The 12952-nt window shown below is 73.2% G+C and carries 14 protein-coding genes; 8 read left to right on the top strand and 6 right to left on the bottom strand.

Going from position 1 to position 12952, the window contains the following annotated elements; translation table 11 throughout:
• Positions 1 to 334: 334 nt before the first annotated feature.
• The 5 genes from FHX71_RS17560 to FHX71_RS17580 all read right to left on the bottom strand — a co-directional run bounded on the left by FHX71_RS17560 (position 335) and on the right by FHX71_RS17580 (position 5141).
• Positions 335 to 862, bottom strand: coding sequence for a GNAT family N-acetyltransferase (locus FHX71_RS17560; protein WP_182618835.1), 528 nt, complete (start codon positions 860 to 862; stop codon positions 335 to 337).
• On the bottom strand, positions 859 to 1314 hold the full coding sequence (locus tag FHX71_RS17565) for a VOC family protein (RefSeq protein ID WP_182618836.1): 456 nt from the start codon (positions 1312 to 1314) through the stop codon (positions 859 to 861). The genes FHX71_RS17560 and FHX71_RS17565 overlap by 4 nt, the downstream gene beginning before the upstream one ends.
• A gap of 110 nt (positions 1315 to 1424) precedes the next feature.
• On the bottom strand, positions 1425 to 2438 hold the full coding sequence (locus tag FHX71_RS17570; RefSeq protein ID WP_182618837.1) for a hypothetical protein: 1014 nt from the start codon (positions 2436 to 2438) through the stop codon (positions 1425 to 1427).
• A 290-nt stretch (positions 2439 to 2728) separates the two neighbouring features.
• Positions 2729 to 3733 carry a siderophore-interacting protein gene (locus FHX71_RS17575; protein WP_182618838.1) on the bottom strand — a complete coding sequence of 335 codons (1005 nt, stop codon included), beginning with the start codon at positions 3731 to 3733 and terminating at the stop codon, positions 2729 to 2731.
• A gap of 19 nt (positions 3734 to 3752) precedes the next feature.
• Positions 3753 to 5141, bottom strand: a complete 1389-nt coding sequence (locus FHX71_RS17580; protein WP_182618839.1) for an MFS transporter — start codon at positions 5139 to 5141, stop codon at positions 3753 to 3755.
• Between the two features lie 95 nt (positions 5142 to 5236).
• On the opposite strand from FHX71_RS17580, the gene FHX71_RS17585 reads away from it, so the two are divergent.
• The 7 genes from FHX71_RS17585 to FHX71_RS17615 all read left to right on the top strand — a co-directional run bounded on the left by FHX71_RS17585 (position 5237) and on the right by FHX71_RS17615 (position 10229).
• A complete protein-coding gene (locus FHX71_RS17585) occupies positions 5237 to 5806 on the top strand; it encodes a GNAT family N-acetyltransferase (protein ID WP_182618840.1) in 570 nt (189 codons plus the stop codon).
• 76 nt (positions 5807 to 5882) lie between these two features.
• On the top strand, positions 5883 to 6518 hold the full coding sequence (locus FHX71_RS17590; protein ID WP_182618841.1) for a GNAT family N-acetyltransferase: 636 nt from the start codon (positions 5883 to 5885) through the stop codon (positions 6516 to 6518).
• A gap of 55 nt (positions 6519 to 6573) precedes the next feature.
• Positions 6574 to 7779, top strand: a complete 1206-nt coding sequence (locus FHX71_RS17595) for a GNAT family N-acetyltransferase (protein ID WP_182618842.1) — start codon at positions 6574 to 6576, stop codon at positions 7777 to 7779.
• 56 nt (positions 7780 to 7835) lie between these two features.
• Positions 7836 to 8054, top strand: coding sequence for an SCO4848 family membrane protein (locus FHX71_RS17600; protein ID WP_182618843.1), 219 nt, complete (start codon positions 7836 to 7838; stop codon positions 8052 to 8054).
• A gap of 83 nt (positions 8055 to 8137) precedes the next feature.
• Positions 8138 to 8758, top strand: a complete 621-nt coding sequence (locus FHX71_RS17605; protein WP_182618844.1) for a TetR/AcrR family transcriptional regulator — start codon at positions 8138 to 8140, stop codon at positions 8756 to 8758.
• On the top strand, positions 8755 to 9408 hold the full coding sequence (locus FHX71_RS17610) for a pyridoxine/pyridoxamine 5'-phosphate oxidase (protein WP_182618845.1): 654 nt from the start codon (positions 8755 to 8757) through the stop codon (positions 9406 to 9408). The genes FHX71_RS17605 and FHX71_RS17610 overlap by 4 nt, the downstream gene beginning before the upstream one ends.
• A gap of 119 nt (positions 9409 to 9527) precedes the next feature.
• Complete coding sequence (locus tag FHX71_RS17615) at positions 9528 to 10229, top strand: maleylpyruvate isomerase family mycothiol-dependent enzyme (protein WP_182618846.1); 702 nt, start codon at positions 9528 to 9530, stop codon at positions 10227 to 10229.
• A 64-nt stretch (positions 10230 to 10293) separates the two neighbouring features.
• On the opposite strand, the gene FHX71_RS17620 is transcribed toward FHX71_RS17615, so the two are convergent.
• Positions 10294 to 11253 (bottom strand): SDR family oxidoreductase, encoded by a 960-nt coding sequence (locus tag FHX71_RS17620; RefSeq protein WP_182618847.1) that lies wholly within the window; start codon positions 11251 to 11253, stop codon positions 10294 to 10296.
• A 192-nt stretch (positions 11254 to 11445) separates the two neighbouring features.
• On the opposite strand from FHX71_RS17620, the gene mqo reads away from it, so the two are divergent.
• Positions 11446 to 12939, top strand: coding sequence for a malate dehydrogenase (quinone) (gene mqo / locus FHX71_RS17625; protein ID WP_312877100.1), 1494 nt, complete (start codon positions 11446 to 11448; stop codon positions 12937 to 12939).
• The last annotated feature ends 13 nt before the right edge of the window (positions 12940 to 12952 follow it).

Here is a 12952-nt window from a genome sequence, read left to right on the forward strand (position 1 = left end):
CGGCGGTTCGAGCTACCGATCACCTGACGTCCTGCCGATCACCCGGACGGGCGCAGACCGCGCCACGCCGGACGTAGCAGCGCGATCGGGCCACGTCGAGCTGAGCGCGGCACCGCGCCGGGCCGACGCCGGTGACGGGGCTGGTGTCGGCCGCGGCGGCTCGTCCGCGTGATCGGCAAGACGTCAGGTGATCGGCAGTACGTCAGGTGATCGGTAGTTCGAACTGCCGATCACCTGACGTACTGCCGATCATCCGGGCGGGTGTAGCTCGCAGCGAGGCGGGCGCAGATCGCTCCCGGCCGGACGCAGCAGCGCGACCGGGCGGGAGCGGGGCTCAGCCGTAGACCGGCGGGTAGGCGATCTTGCCGCGCAGCGTCGCGTCGGCCGGGTCGTACGCCGGAAGCAGGTGGACCTGGCCCGCCTCGGGCGGTGCCCAGTCGGGCAGCTGCATCTCGATGCCGTGGTCGCGGGACGCGACGAACCCGAGCGGGCCGTAGTAGACCGGGCTGCCCTCCAGCACGACGAACGGCTCGCCGGCCTGCGCGGCACCCGCGAGCGCGGCCCGGACCAGCGCCGAGCCGATGCCGCGGCGCTGGTGCCCCGGCAGGACGCCGAGCGGCGTCAGCATCGCGACCTCGCGCTCGCCGGTCTCGCTCGTGACGGTGCAGCCGGTGATCATGACGTGGCCCACCACGTCGCCGTCGGACACCGCCACCAGCGACGTCGCCGGGCGGTAGATCCAGGACTCACGGATTCGGTCGACGCCGTCGGCGACCCGGTCCTCGTTGAAAGCCGCGACCTGTACCGTGCGGATCGCGGGGAAGTCCTCCGGGGTCTCGGGCCGGATCACCCAGTCGGTCATGCGTCGGCGGGCTCGGCCGCGGCGGCCTGTGCGACCGCCTGCTCCGCCGCTTTCTCGCCCGCCGCGACCTCTTCCCGCGAGCGCAGGACGCAGAACTCGTTGCCCTCCGGGTCAGCGAAGGTCACCCAGCCCGAGCCGGGCCCGTAGATCCCGCGGTGGTCGGCGACGACGATGGCGCCGTGCGCCTTGACCCGCTCGATCTCGGCGTCGCGCAGATCCGCGCGCGGGCGCAGGTCGAGGTGCACCCGGTTCTTGACCGACTTGGCCTCCGGCACCTCGATGAACAGGACGTCGACCCCCTTGCCGTCCGGGTCGACGATCACGCACTCCTCGTGACCGGGCAGGTTGGGGTCGCCGGGCACGTCCTGGTAGCCGAGCACCGGCTTCCACCACTCGGAGAGCGAGTAGGGGTCGGACGAGTCCACGGTCACGTGCGAGATGAAGGAAGCCATGCGGGGACCCTGACACAGGAGCTCCCGCGCACCCAACGCAATAAGCCGATGGCGGGTGGTCGGCAGAAGGTCAGGTGGTCGGCACCTCGGACTGCCGATCACCTGACGTTCTACCGACCACTCGCCCGCCCGCGTGAGCGGGCGGGGCCGGTGGGTTGGGTGGGTCGGTTGGGAGGAGTGGGCGGGGCAGAGGGGGCCGGTGGGAGGTGGTGGAGCGGGGTCAGGGCCTCGCGGAAGTCGGACGGGAAGCGGCGGAGGATGCGGTTCTCCGCCTGGTCGGGCGTGTCGGACGACGTCACGCGGACGACGCCCCAGCCCTCTTCGCGCAGGTGGTCCTCGCGGCGCTTCTCGTCGAACAGCGCGCGGTCGGCGTCGTGTCCGGGGCCCAGGGCACCGCGGGTGTACTTGACTCGTCCGTCGAACTCGGCCAGCAGCCGGAACTCCTTCCAGCCCAGGTCGGCGCGGAATTCGCCGTGCGGCGTGCGCACCTGGAGCTGTGTGGTCGGGCGGGGCAGGCCGGCCCGCGCGACGATGTACCGCAACCAGGTCTCCCACACGGATTCCGCGCCCGGGTCCGCCAGCTCCAGCACCTGCCGTGCCCGACGGCGCCCCCGTGGGTCGCGCCGGACGTCCAGCACGGCGAGGGCGGCAGCCCGGTCCATCCCGAGCGCCAGCGCGTGGTCCGCGATGACGAGCGCGAGCAGCGGGTGCAACGCGACACAGCAGTCGACGACGGTGCGCTCCAGGCTGGTCGTCGCCACGCCGTCGATCACGGTCCGCTCGTTCTCGGCGAGGTCGAGCCGGTGGCGCGCGATGTCGCCGGCGGAGGCCGACGAGGCCCGGTACTTCTGCACGACATGGACACGGTCGGGCAGCTGCCACAGCCGCAGCCCGTGCAGCAGCGCGGCGGACTCGTGACTCACCCACGCCTTGCGGAGCTGCGCGGCGACCGCCTGGATGCGGGCCAGGGCCTGCTCGTCGGCGTCACGGAACCGGTCGCCGGTCGACGGCTGCGGACTGCGATATGCGCCTCGGCGGATCCGCTCCGCCCGGTTGGTCCGGAGCGCGCGGCGCAGCGCCTCCCGGTCATGGTGGCGAGCGAGGACGATCCCGGTCTGGTTCATGCCTCGACGGTGCAGCACGGTCCCGTAACGCGGCGGCCGCACTGCCCCTGCCTGTGCACCAACCTCCGGAACGAGCCGCTGTGGTCGCGCTCCCGGCAGCCCACCCCCTCACCGAGGGTCTCTCCACACCGCCAACAATCTGCCCGATGCCGCACTGCGAACCGCGACAGCAGAGCTGTGGTCGGCAAGACGTCGGGCGGTCGGCAGAATGTCAGGTGGTCGGCAGCTCGGAATGCCGATGATCTGACATTCTGCCGACCACTCGGAACCAGCCGCCGCGCCAGCAGCGGTCAGCTCGGGGACGAGCGGCCGTGGCGCCAGTAGCCCACGAAGTCGACGTGCGCCTTGGGCACGCCGCGCTCCCCCACCAGGTGCCGGCGCGCGCCCGTGGCCAGCGCCGACTCGCCGATCGTGAAGGCGTAGACGTCGCCGGTGTGCCCCAGGTCCAGCGCGCACAGCTCCGCGAGCGCCGCCTGCCCCGGGACGACGTGCGCGGCGGCCGGCGCCACGCCAACCACAGCGCCGCCTGCCGCACCGCCAACCGCGGCGGCACCGTCCGCACCACCCCCGCCGCCCGCGGCAGCACCGCCCGCAGCGGCACGCGCAGCACCGTTTGCAGCAGCACGCACGGCACCGCCCGCCGCACCGGCCCCAGCACCGTCGCCCCGCACCACCCAGCGCACCTCGACGCCGGCCGGGACGCGGAACTCCTGCGTGTCGGCGGCCGTCGGCACCTCGACGAGGGCGACGCCGCGGGCGTCGTCGGGCAGGGACTCGCAGATGCCCGCGACCGCGGGCAGGCCGGACTCGTCGGCGACCAGGAGCGTCCAGTCGTGGTCGTGCCGCGGGTTGTAGGTGATGCCCTGGTCGAGCACCCCGACGCGCACCCCCTGCTCGGCGGCCTGGGCGAAGCCCGCCCCCGGGCCTGCGGCGTGCGCCTCTGCGGAGTCGGAGTCGTCCTCCCCCGCGTGCAGCACGAAGTCGACGTCGATCTCGTTCAGGTCCGGGCGCGCGGCGCGGACCGTGTAGTTGCGCACCCACGGCCGGCGGGCCTTGGGCGTGGTGAGGTACTCGGCGTACCAGAGCCCGGAGGTGCGCGTCGGGAGGCGCAGCATGTCCTGGCCGGGGCGCGGCAGGAACAGGCGGAACCACTGGTCGTAGCCGGCGGGCGTGAACCGGTCGAGCTCGTCGCCGCCGAGCGTCACGCGCATCATGTTCGGCGTGACCTGCTGGGTGCGGATGACCTCGGCCATGACGACGTGCGGGTCGACGGCCTTGCGCCCCTTGAATGCCATGTACTGAGGTTAGGCATACCTAACTGGATTTGACCAGGTTTGCGTCGGGATCTACTCCACGCACGTTCCGGATGCCGACCAGGGACACCAGCCCGCCGAGGATCAGCAGGCCCGCCGTGACGAGGAACGCCCGGTGCAGCGAGGCGACGTCGAGCACGCCGCCCGTGATGATCCCCGCGAACGCGACGGTCACGAGGCCCGCCACCCGCGCGACGGCGTTGTTCACCGCGGAGCCGATGCCGGCGTCGTGCGTGGGGACGGCGCCGAGGATGGCGGCGGTGAGCGGCGCCACCGTGATCGAGAGTCCGAGCCCGAACACGAGCTGCCCCGGGAAGACCTGCGTGAGGTAGTTGGCGGTCTCGTCGATCGAGAGCATCAGGAGGAAGCCGACGCCCGCCACGATCGGGCCCACGGTCATGAACAGCCGCGGCCCGTACCGGCCGGCGAGCGTGCCGAACCAGGCCGACAGCCCGATCATCGCCAGCGTCGTCGGCAGCTGGGCCACACCCGACCAGGTGGCGGAGTACCCGGCGACCTGCTGCAGGAACAGGGTGAGCACGAAGCCGCCGAGGGACAGCGCGCCGTAGATCGCCGTCGTCGCCAGGTTGCCCCAGGCGAAGTTGCGGGCCTTGAACAGGCCGAGCGGCAGCATCGGGTCGGCCGCCCGCCGCTGGTAGAGCACGAACGCCACGAGCATCACCGCACCCCCGATGACCGACGTCAGGATGAGCGCCGACGTCCAGCCGAGCCGCTCCCCCTCGATGAGCCCGAACACGACCCCCGCGAGGCCGAACGCCGCCAGCACCGCCCCGGGGATGTCGATGCGCCGCCCGGGCTCGCCCTCCGCGGCGGGGACGCCGCGCAGCAGCCAGAGCGTCACGGCGATGACGGGCACGTTGATCCAGAACACCCAGCGCCACGACGCGAAGTCGACCAGCATGCCGCCCACGAACGGGCCGAAGATCATGGCGCCCGTGGTCAGCGCGGTCCACCGGCCGATCGCGCGGGACTGCGCCTCGCCGCTGAACGTCGCGATGATCAGCGCGAGGGAGCTCGGCACCAGCAGGGCGCCGCCCACCCCCTGCAGGGCGCGCGCGAGGACGAGGAACGGCCCGGTCGGCGCGAGCGCGCACAGCACGGAGGCCACCCCGAAGCCGACCAGCCCGATCGCCAGCACGCGCCGTCGGCCGTAGACGTCGGAGACCGAGCCGGCCACCAGCATCAGCGCACCGAGGGTGATGAGGTACGCGTCCACGACCCACTGCTGCAGGGACAGCGCCTCCATGCCGGGCCCCGACAGCTCGTCGGCGATCGAGGGCAGGGCGACGCTCACCACCGTGCCGTCGAGGAACGACACGAAGGAACCGAGGACGGCGACGACGAGGACTCGTCTCTGGAGCGTGGTCACGGGCCTCACGCTATGCCCGCTCACCGACAATCACCCCGGGTGCCGCGAGAATTTCGCCCACCCCCGTCCGCCCCCGCATCCGGCACCATCTCCCCATGCACGATCACCCCACGCCCGATCACCCCACGCACCTGACGATCCGCCCCGCGACCGCCGACGACGCCGCGGCCTGCGCCGCCATCTACGCCCACTACGTGCTCGACACCCACGTCAGCTTCGAGGCGGACCCGCCGGACGCCGCCGAGATGGCACGGCGCATCGCGAGCTGCTCGGAGCGCCACGCGTGGCTCGTAGCGGTGGAGGCCAGCACCGGCGCCGTCGTCGGCTTCGCCTACGCCGCGCCCTACTCGCCGCGCGAGGCGTACCGCTGGTCGGCCGAGACGAGCGTGTACCTGGAGCAGGGCCGACGCCGGACGGGCGCGGGCCGGGCCCTGTACGAGGCCCTCTTCGAGCGGCTCACCGAGCGCGGCTACCGCCGGCTGGTGGCCGGCCTGGCCCTGCCGAACGAGGCCAGCCTCGGCCTGCACGCCGCCCTCGGCTTCGAGGTGGTGGGCACGTTCCATCAGATCGGCTGGAAGCACGGCCGCTGGCACGACGTCGCGCGCCTGCAGAAGGACCTCGCGCCCGGGCTCGGGGACGCGCCGCCCGCCGGCGAGCCTGGCTGACCTACCCGTTGCGCGGGTCGCCGTCAATTCAGTGTTGCGATCAGGCGGGCCGTCCGGAACACGAAAGGATTCGGGGATGGACAGCATCGTCCGCGTCGCGACACCCGACGACGCCGCAGCCTGCGCCGCCATCTACGCCCCCTTCGTCGCCGACTCGGCGGCGACCTTCGAGACCCGTCCGCCGGACGCCCGGGAGATGACCAGACGCATCGAGCGGTTCTTCGGCCGGGAGACCTGGCTGGTGCTGGAGTCGCACGGCACGGTCGTGGGCTTCGCCTACGCCAAGCCGTTCGCGGACCGCCCGACGTTCCGCTGGACGCTCGAGACCAACGTGTACGTCGCGACCGAGCACCAGCGCGTGGGCGGCGGCCGCGCCCTGTACGAGGCGCTCCTGACCCGGCTGGCGCGCCGCGGCTACCACCGCGTCGTCGCGAGCATCGTGCTGCCCAACGACCCGGCGATCGCGCTGCACGAGGCGGTCGGGTTCCAGCGGGCGGGCTCGTTCGAGAAGATCGGCTGGAAGCTCGGGGCGTGGCGTGACGCCGTCATGTTCCAGCGCGACCTCGTGGCCGACGACGGCCTGGCACCCGGCAACCGCACCGCCGACGCCGAGCTCCAGGGCCTGCTCACGCCGGAGCCGCTGGAGGTCACGCGTACGCCGCTGCTGCGCCCGCACCCGGCGGAGGACCAGGTCGCTTATTTCGGCGACTAGATCGCCTCTGTTTTGGGCTCGCCCCCGCCCGCACCCGTTGCCTAGGGTCGCCTGCATGAGCCTCACCGTGCGCCGGATCGAGTACGCCGACCAGCCCGACTACACCCGCCTGGGCGGCGAGGCGTTCGGCGTGCCCGCGACCGGTCCCTCGGTGCCGACGAGCGAGGAGTGGGCGGCGTCGGGCTTCCGCGAGTGGGGTGCGTTCGACGGCGAGGGCCTGGCCGCCCGCCTGCGGGTGTACGGGTTCACGTCGTGGTTCCACGGCGCCCGGGTCCCGACGGCGGGCGTCGCGGGGGTCGCCGTGGAGCCGGAGCGGCGCGGCTCCGGCCACATCGGGCGGCTGTTCCGCGCGGCGCTGGACGAGGCCCGCGAGCAGGGCGACGTGCTCTCCGCGCTCTTCCCGTCGGCGCCGGGCATCTACCGCCGCCTGGGCTACGAGGTGGTCGGCTCGTTCGACGACGTCGACGTGCCGCTGCAGAACCTGAACCGGGTCGCGGCGCCCGCGGGGGTCGTGACGAGGCGCGCGACGACGGCGGACTTCGACGCCGTCGTCGCGGTGCACCGCCGGTGGGCCGCCGCGCAGAACGGGCCGGTCTCGCGGGCGGAGAAGCCGTTCTGGACCCCGCCGGAGAAGTTCTTCGCCGACTACACGGGTGTCACGCTGGCGATCGCCGGCTCGGGCGAGGCGGTCGGCTTCGCGAGCTGGTCGCGCGGCGAGGGGTACACGCCGTCGACCACCGTGATGGAGATCGACGACCTGATCGCCCTGACGCCGGACGCCGCCCGGGCCCTGTGGCGCACCCTCGGCAGCTTCTCGACGGTGGTGGGCACGGCGCGCGTGGCGACGTCGGGCCTGGACCCGGCCTGGCTGGTGCTGCCCGACCTGACCACGAGCGTGCACGCCGCGCACCCGTACATGCTGCGGGTGCTGGACGTGGCCGGCGCGCTGGGCGGCCTGGCGTCGCCGCTGGAGGGGGTGCGCGTGCCGTTCGCGGTCCGCGGCGCGGAGGATATCGCGGGCGCGTGGACGCTCACGGTGGCCGACGGCGTGACGCACGTCGCGCGGGACGCCGTCGCCGTCGAGGACGCGCACCACGACCGGCCCGTGCTGGACGCGAACGGGCTGGCCCTGCTGTACGCGGGAGCGCAGTCGGCGGCGAACCTGCGGTTCGGGGGGCACCTGACCGGGCCCGAGGCCCACGACGCGGCCCTGACCGCGCTCTTCGCGGGCCGCCAGGTCCACGTCCGCGACTACTTCTAGTCCCCTGCGTCTAGTCCCTGCGCCGGAGACGCCCGGGGGCGGCGGATAATCGGCGGGTGGATATTCCTGTCGGCTGGTCTGTCGTGCTCATCGTCACCGCGGTCTGGAACCTGGTCATCTGGCCGCGGTTCTGGCAGCGCATCGTCGCGGACCCGCGCTCGCGCGACGCCGACGGCCGGGCCACGAAGTTCCTCACCGTGCACAGCGTCCTGATCGCGGTCTCGCTGGGCCTCGGCCTCGCGGTCGGCGTCCTGGGCGTCCTCACCCTCATCTGACCGGCTAGCGCCGGAACCGCCGTCCCCGGCATCTCGGACCGACGACGGTTGCCGCCATACCTGGAGGTAGGTATGGTGCGGGCATGAGCAGCGCCACCTCCGCCCGCGACCGCCTGGTCGACGCCGCACAGGACCTCTTCGCCGCCCAGGGCGTCGGGCCGACGAGCCCGCGCGCCGTGCTGGCGGCGTCCGGCGTCGGGCAGGGCAGCCTCTACCACCACTTCCCCACCAAGCACGACCTCGCCGTCGCCGCCGTCGGCGCCACCGTCGACGACGCGCTCGCCCGCGCGATGCGCACGCTCGACAGCGACTCCCCCGCGGTCGAACGCCTCGTCGCCTACCTCGAACGGCCGCGCGAGGCGCTGGCCGGCTGCAAGATCGGCCGCCTCACCGCCGACCAGGCCGTGATGGACGACGACGGCCTGCACGACGTCGTGACCGCCTACTTCGTGCGGCTGCTGCGCGCCCTCACCCAGATCTTCCGCGAGACCGACCTGCCCGACGACGTCGCCCGCGACCGCGCGCACGCCGCCCTCGCGATCATCCAGGGCGGCTACGTCCTGGCCCGCGCCACGCGGGACCCCGGCGCGCTCGCCGCGGCGGTGCGCGGCTTCGTCGGGCTGCTGGACCAGGGCCCGCAGGCCCGGAACGAGCCGGACCGGCCGAGCCAGCACTCGACGCCGACCCCGAAGGAGAACCCGTGACGTTCCGCGAGCGCCTGCGCGCGCTGCCCAGCTTTGCCCGCCCCGGCCTGCCGGTCTTCGACACCGCGGCCGTGCCGCCCACGCCGCACGAGCTGTTCGTGACGTGGATCGAGCAGGCGATCGACGGCGGCCTCCTGGCCCCGCAGGCCGCGACGCTGTCGACGGCGGACGCGGCGGGCCGGGTGCACGCCCGCACCCTGGTGCTCAAGGACGTGACGGTGGACGGCTGGTGGTTCGCCTCGCAGTCGAGCGGCCCGAAGGGCCGTGACCTGGCGACGAACCCGAACGCGGCGCTGACGTTCTTCTGGCCCGAGCTGGGGCGGCAGGTCAAGGTGACGGGTACGGCGGCGTCGGCGGGGGCGGAGGCGGGCCGGGCGGACTTCGTCGCGCGGTCGGACCTGTCGCGCGCCGCGGGCCTGGTGAACCACCAGAGCGAGCCGCTGGGCTCGCACGAGGAGTACGCGGACGCGTTCGCCGAGGCGCTGCGCACCGTGACCGCCGACCCCGGGCTGGCGGCCCCGGACTGGACCGCCTACGTGCTGGCCCCCACGGAGGTGGAGTTCTGGCAGGCGCCCGACGACGGCCCGCACACCCGCCTGCTGTACCGGGCCGAGGCCGACGGCTGGTCCACGAGCCTGCTCTGGCCCTGAGCCTGCCCCTGACCGAGCCACGCGCCAGACGCACCCCCGTGTCAGACCCACAGGTCCCTCGGGTGACCTGTGTGTCTGACACCTCGATCCAGCCCCGCCCCTACGAAGGGATACCCCCTGTGACGACCGCACCGAGCAGCACACCCAGCACCTCCCCGAGCACCGACCTGATCGCGCATGCCCGTACCGACGCCGCGGCGGGGCTGGACGCGCTGCTGTCCGCCGTCGGGCGGCTGACCGCCGACGACCTCGCCGGGCCGTCGACCCTGGAGGGCTGGACCCGCGGACACGTGCTGGCGCACGTCACGGCCCTGGGTACGGCCATGCTCGGGCAGGTGCGCGCCGTCGGGCGCGGCGAGGTGGTGCCCGTGTACGCGAGCCCGGAGGCCCGGGCCGCGGGCATCGAGGCGGGCGCCGGGCGCACGACGACGGAGCACCTCGCCGCCCTCGGTGCCCTCCGGGACGACCTGGGCAGCGCGTGGCCCGAGCCCGGCTCGCCGCAGTGGGACGCCCCGAGCGGGTACCGCGGCGGGCCGCTGTCGGGCTGCGTGCTCGCCTGGTGGCGTGAGGTGCGCATCCACTCGGTCGACGCGCTCGCCGGCACCGCGCAGGCGGTCGGGTACGAGACGTGGGACGACGCGCTGTGCGCGCACCTGCGCGACTTCCTCGCGGTGCGGCTGCCCGACGGCGTGTCCGTGGACGACGTCGCCGGCGACCCGCGGGACGTCACCGCCTGGCTGGCGGGACGGACGCCGGCGAACCCGCTGCCCGGCGACCTGCCGGAGCTCGGCCCGTGGCCGTCGGCGCTGCCGGCCGCCTGAGCCCACCGCGTGTCAGACGCTCAGGTCCCCCGAGGGACCTGAGCGTCTGACACGTTGTGGGTGCTCACGCGGTGTCGCCGACGGCCGCCGCGAAGCTGACCCCCGTGAGCCGCTCGGACATCTCCCAGACGCGGGCGGCCTCCTCGACGCTGCGCAGCGGCGCGTACAGCTGCTGCTCGGCGGGCCGCCCGCCCAGGTTGCCGGGGCCGCTGGGCCCGTAGAGCACGCCGGGCCGGGCGGCGGGGTCGGTCGCGGCCATCAGCGCGGGCAGCCCCGCCGTCCGCGGGGTGCCGAGCAGGATACCGTGCTCGGAGAGCCAGCGGATCATCCGGATCTGCGGCGTGTCCTCGCTGCGCCCGATCTCGGGACGGGCGGCCAGCAGGTTGGTGGGCGCGACGCCGGGGTGGGACAGGTTGCTGGTGATGCCCCAGCCCTGGGCCCGGCTGCGGCGCTCCAGCTCCAGGCCGAAGAGCCCGAACGCGATCTTCGACTGGCCGTAGGCCCGCATCACGTCGTACGAGCGCTCCCAGTTCAGGTCGTCCCAGTTGATGGCGCCGCTCCGGGCCGCGACGCTGACCTGGGAGGTGACCCGGGCCCCGCCGTCGCGCAGCAGGGGCAGGAGGTGGCCGACCAGGGCGAAGTGGCCCAGGTGGTTGGTGCCGAGCTGCAGCTCGAAGCCGTCGGCGGTGCTCTGCCGGCTCGGCGGCCGCATCACGCCCGCGTTGTTGATCAGCACGTGGATCGGCCGGCCCTCCTCGCGCAGGGTGTCGCCCAGGGCGGCCACCGAGTCCAGCGAGGAGAGGTCGAGGTTGCGCAGCGAGAGCCGAGCGTCGGGCACCGTGCGCCGGATGGTGGTGACCGCGGCCTCGCCCTTGCGGGGGTTGCGGACGGGCATGACCACCTCGGCGCCCGCCGCGGCCAGCCGGGTCGCCATGCCCAGCCCCATCCCGTCGCTCGCGCCGGTGACCAGCGCGCGCTTCCCGGCCAGGCTCGGCACGGTGATGTCCATCGGTGTGCGTGACATGGGCCCCGCTCCTTCGTGTCGTCGTTGACACCGATCCTGGGCGGCCGGCGCGGACCTATCCAGGACCTGACGATCACAGGCTGCGTACAGGCACGCGTGAGAAAGGCCGCGTGAGGGACGTCACGGAACACATCACGTGATTCATGCCACAGCGCTCGTTCCGCTTTTCACAAGCGCGCTATCTTTCTAGGCGTGACTTCTTACCTCCAGACAGCCCCGCGTCCCTCCGAAGAGGTCGACGTCGCGCTGATCGGCGGGGGGATCATGAGCGCCACGCTGGGCGCGCTGCTCACGATCCTCGAGCCGACCTGGCGTGTCGGGATCTACGAGCGCCTCGACGAGGTGGCCCTCGAGTCGTCGAACCCGTGGAACAACGCGGGCACCGGCCACGCCGCCCTCTGCGAGCTGAACTACACCCCGGAGCGCAAGGACGGCTCCGTCGACATCTCCAAGGCGGTGAAGATCAACGAGCAGTTCCACACCTCCCGCGAGTTCTGGAACCACCTGCTCACCGCCGGTCTGATGGAGGGCACCGACTTCATCAACGTCACCCCGCACATGACGTTCGTGCGCGGCGCCGAGAACGTCGACTTCCTGCGCCGTCGCTTCGACGCACTGAGCGCGCACCCGCTGTTCGGCGACATGGAGTTCAGCTCCGACCCCGAGGTCATCGGGCAGTGGACGCCGCTGATGACCCTGGACCGCGACGCCGACGAGCCCATCGCGGCCACGCGCGCCGCCGCGGGGACCGACGTCGACTTCGGGTCGCTGACCAAGAAGCTCGTCGAGTTCGCCACGGCGCACAACACCGAGCTGCACCTGAACCACGAGGTCCGGGGCCTGAAGAAGCTGCGGGACGGGCGCTGGCGCCTGACCCTGAACGACCGCTCCTGGAACGCGGGCACCCGCCGTCGCACCGTCCGGGCGAAGTTCGTCTTCGTGGGCGCGGGCGGCGGCGCGCTGCCCCTGCTCCAGGCCTCGGGTATCAAGGAGGCCCGCGGTTACGGCGGCTTCCCGATCTCGGGCGAGTTCCTGCGCACCGCGAACCCCGAGATCGTCGCGCAGCACAACGCCAAGGTCTACGGCAAGGCCGACGTCGGCGCACCGCCGATGTCCGTGCCGCACCTGGACACGCGCATCGTGGACGGCAAGAGCTACCTGATGTTCGGCCCCTACGCCGGGTTCAGCCCGAACTACCTGAAGAAGGGCAAGTACCTCGGCCTGATCACGTCGCTGCGCCTGCACAACATCGGCACGATGCTCGGCGTCGCCGCGAAGAACATGGACCTCACCGGCTACCTGGTCGGCCAGGTCGTCGCCGCTCCGGAGACCAAGTTCCACGAGCTGCAGCGGTTCATGCCGACCGCGCAGCCGGGCGACTGGGAACAGATCACCGCGGGCCAGCGCGTCCAGGTGATGAAGTGGGTCAAGGGCAAGGGCGGCGTGCTGGAGTTCGGCACCGAGGTCGTCGCGTCCCAGGACGGCACCATCGCCGGCCTGCTCGGCGCCTCCCCGGGCGCCTCGACCGCCGTCGCCGCCATGACCGGCCTGCTGGAGCGCTGCTTCCCCGCCAAGTACGCCGAGTGGGAGCCGCAGCTCACCACCATGATGCCGAGCCTCGGTGGCGGCGTGGCCGACGACGCCGCGCAGCTCGCCCAGGCGGAAAAGGTCCCGGCGGGCGCCTGACGCCGGCGGCCCG

It is taken from the genome of Promicromonospora sukumoe, from assembly GCF_014137995.1.
In the GTDB taxonomy this organism is placed as follows: Bacteria; Actinomycetota; Actinomycetes; order Actinomycetales; family Cellulomonadaceae; genus Promicromonospora; species Promicromonospora sukumoe.

Bases quoted from the DNA above. Each gene is read 5' to 3' on its own strand.
- FHX71_RS17560 (WP_182618835.1), bottom strand. From the start codon at position 862: ATGACCGACTGGGTGATCCGGCCCGAGACCCCGGAGGACTTCCCCGCG.
- FHX71_RS17620 (WP_182618847.1), bottom strand. From the start codon at position 11,253: ATGTCACGCACACCGATGGACATCACCGTGCCGAGCCTGGCCGGGAAG.
- FHX71_RS17570 (WP_182618837.1), bottom strand. From the start codon at position 2,438: ATGAACCAGACCGGGATCGTCCTCGCTCGCCACCATGACCGGGAGGCG.
- FHX71_RS17605 (WP_182618844.1), top strand. From the start codon at position 8,138: ATGAGCAGCGCCACCTCCGCCCGCGACCGCCTGGTCGACGCCGCACAG.
- FHX71_RS17595 (WP_182618842.1), top strand. From the start codon at position 6,574: ATGAGCCTCACCGTGCGCCGGATCGAGTACGCCGACCAGCCCGACTAC.
- FHX71_RS17585 (WP_182618840.1), top strand. From the start codon at position 5,237: ATGCACGATCACCCCACGCCCGATCACCCCACGCACCTGACGATCCGC.
- FHX71_RS17590 (WP_182618841.1), top strand. From the start codon at position 5,883: ATGGACAGCATCGTCCGCGTCGCGACACCCGACGACGCCGCAGCCTGC.
- FHX71_RS17575 (WP_182618838.1), bottom strand. From the start codon at position 3,733: ATGGCATTCAAGGGGCGCAAGGCCGTCGACCCGCACGTCGTCATGGCC.
- FHX71_RS17565 (WP_182618836.1), bottom strand. From the start codon at position 1,314: ATGGCTTCCTTCATCTCGCACGTGACCGTGGACTCGTCCGACCCCTAC.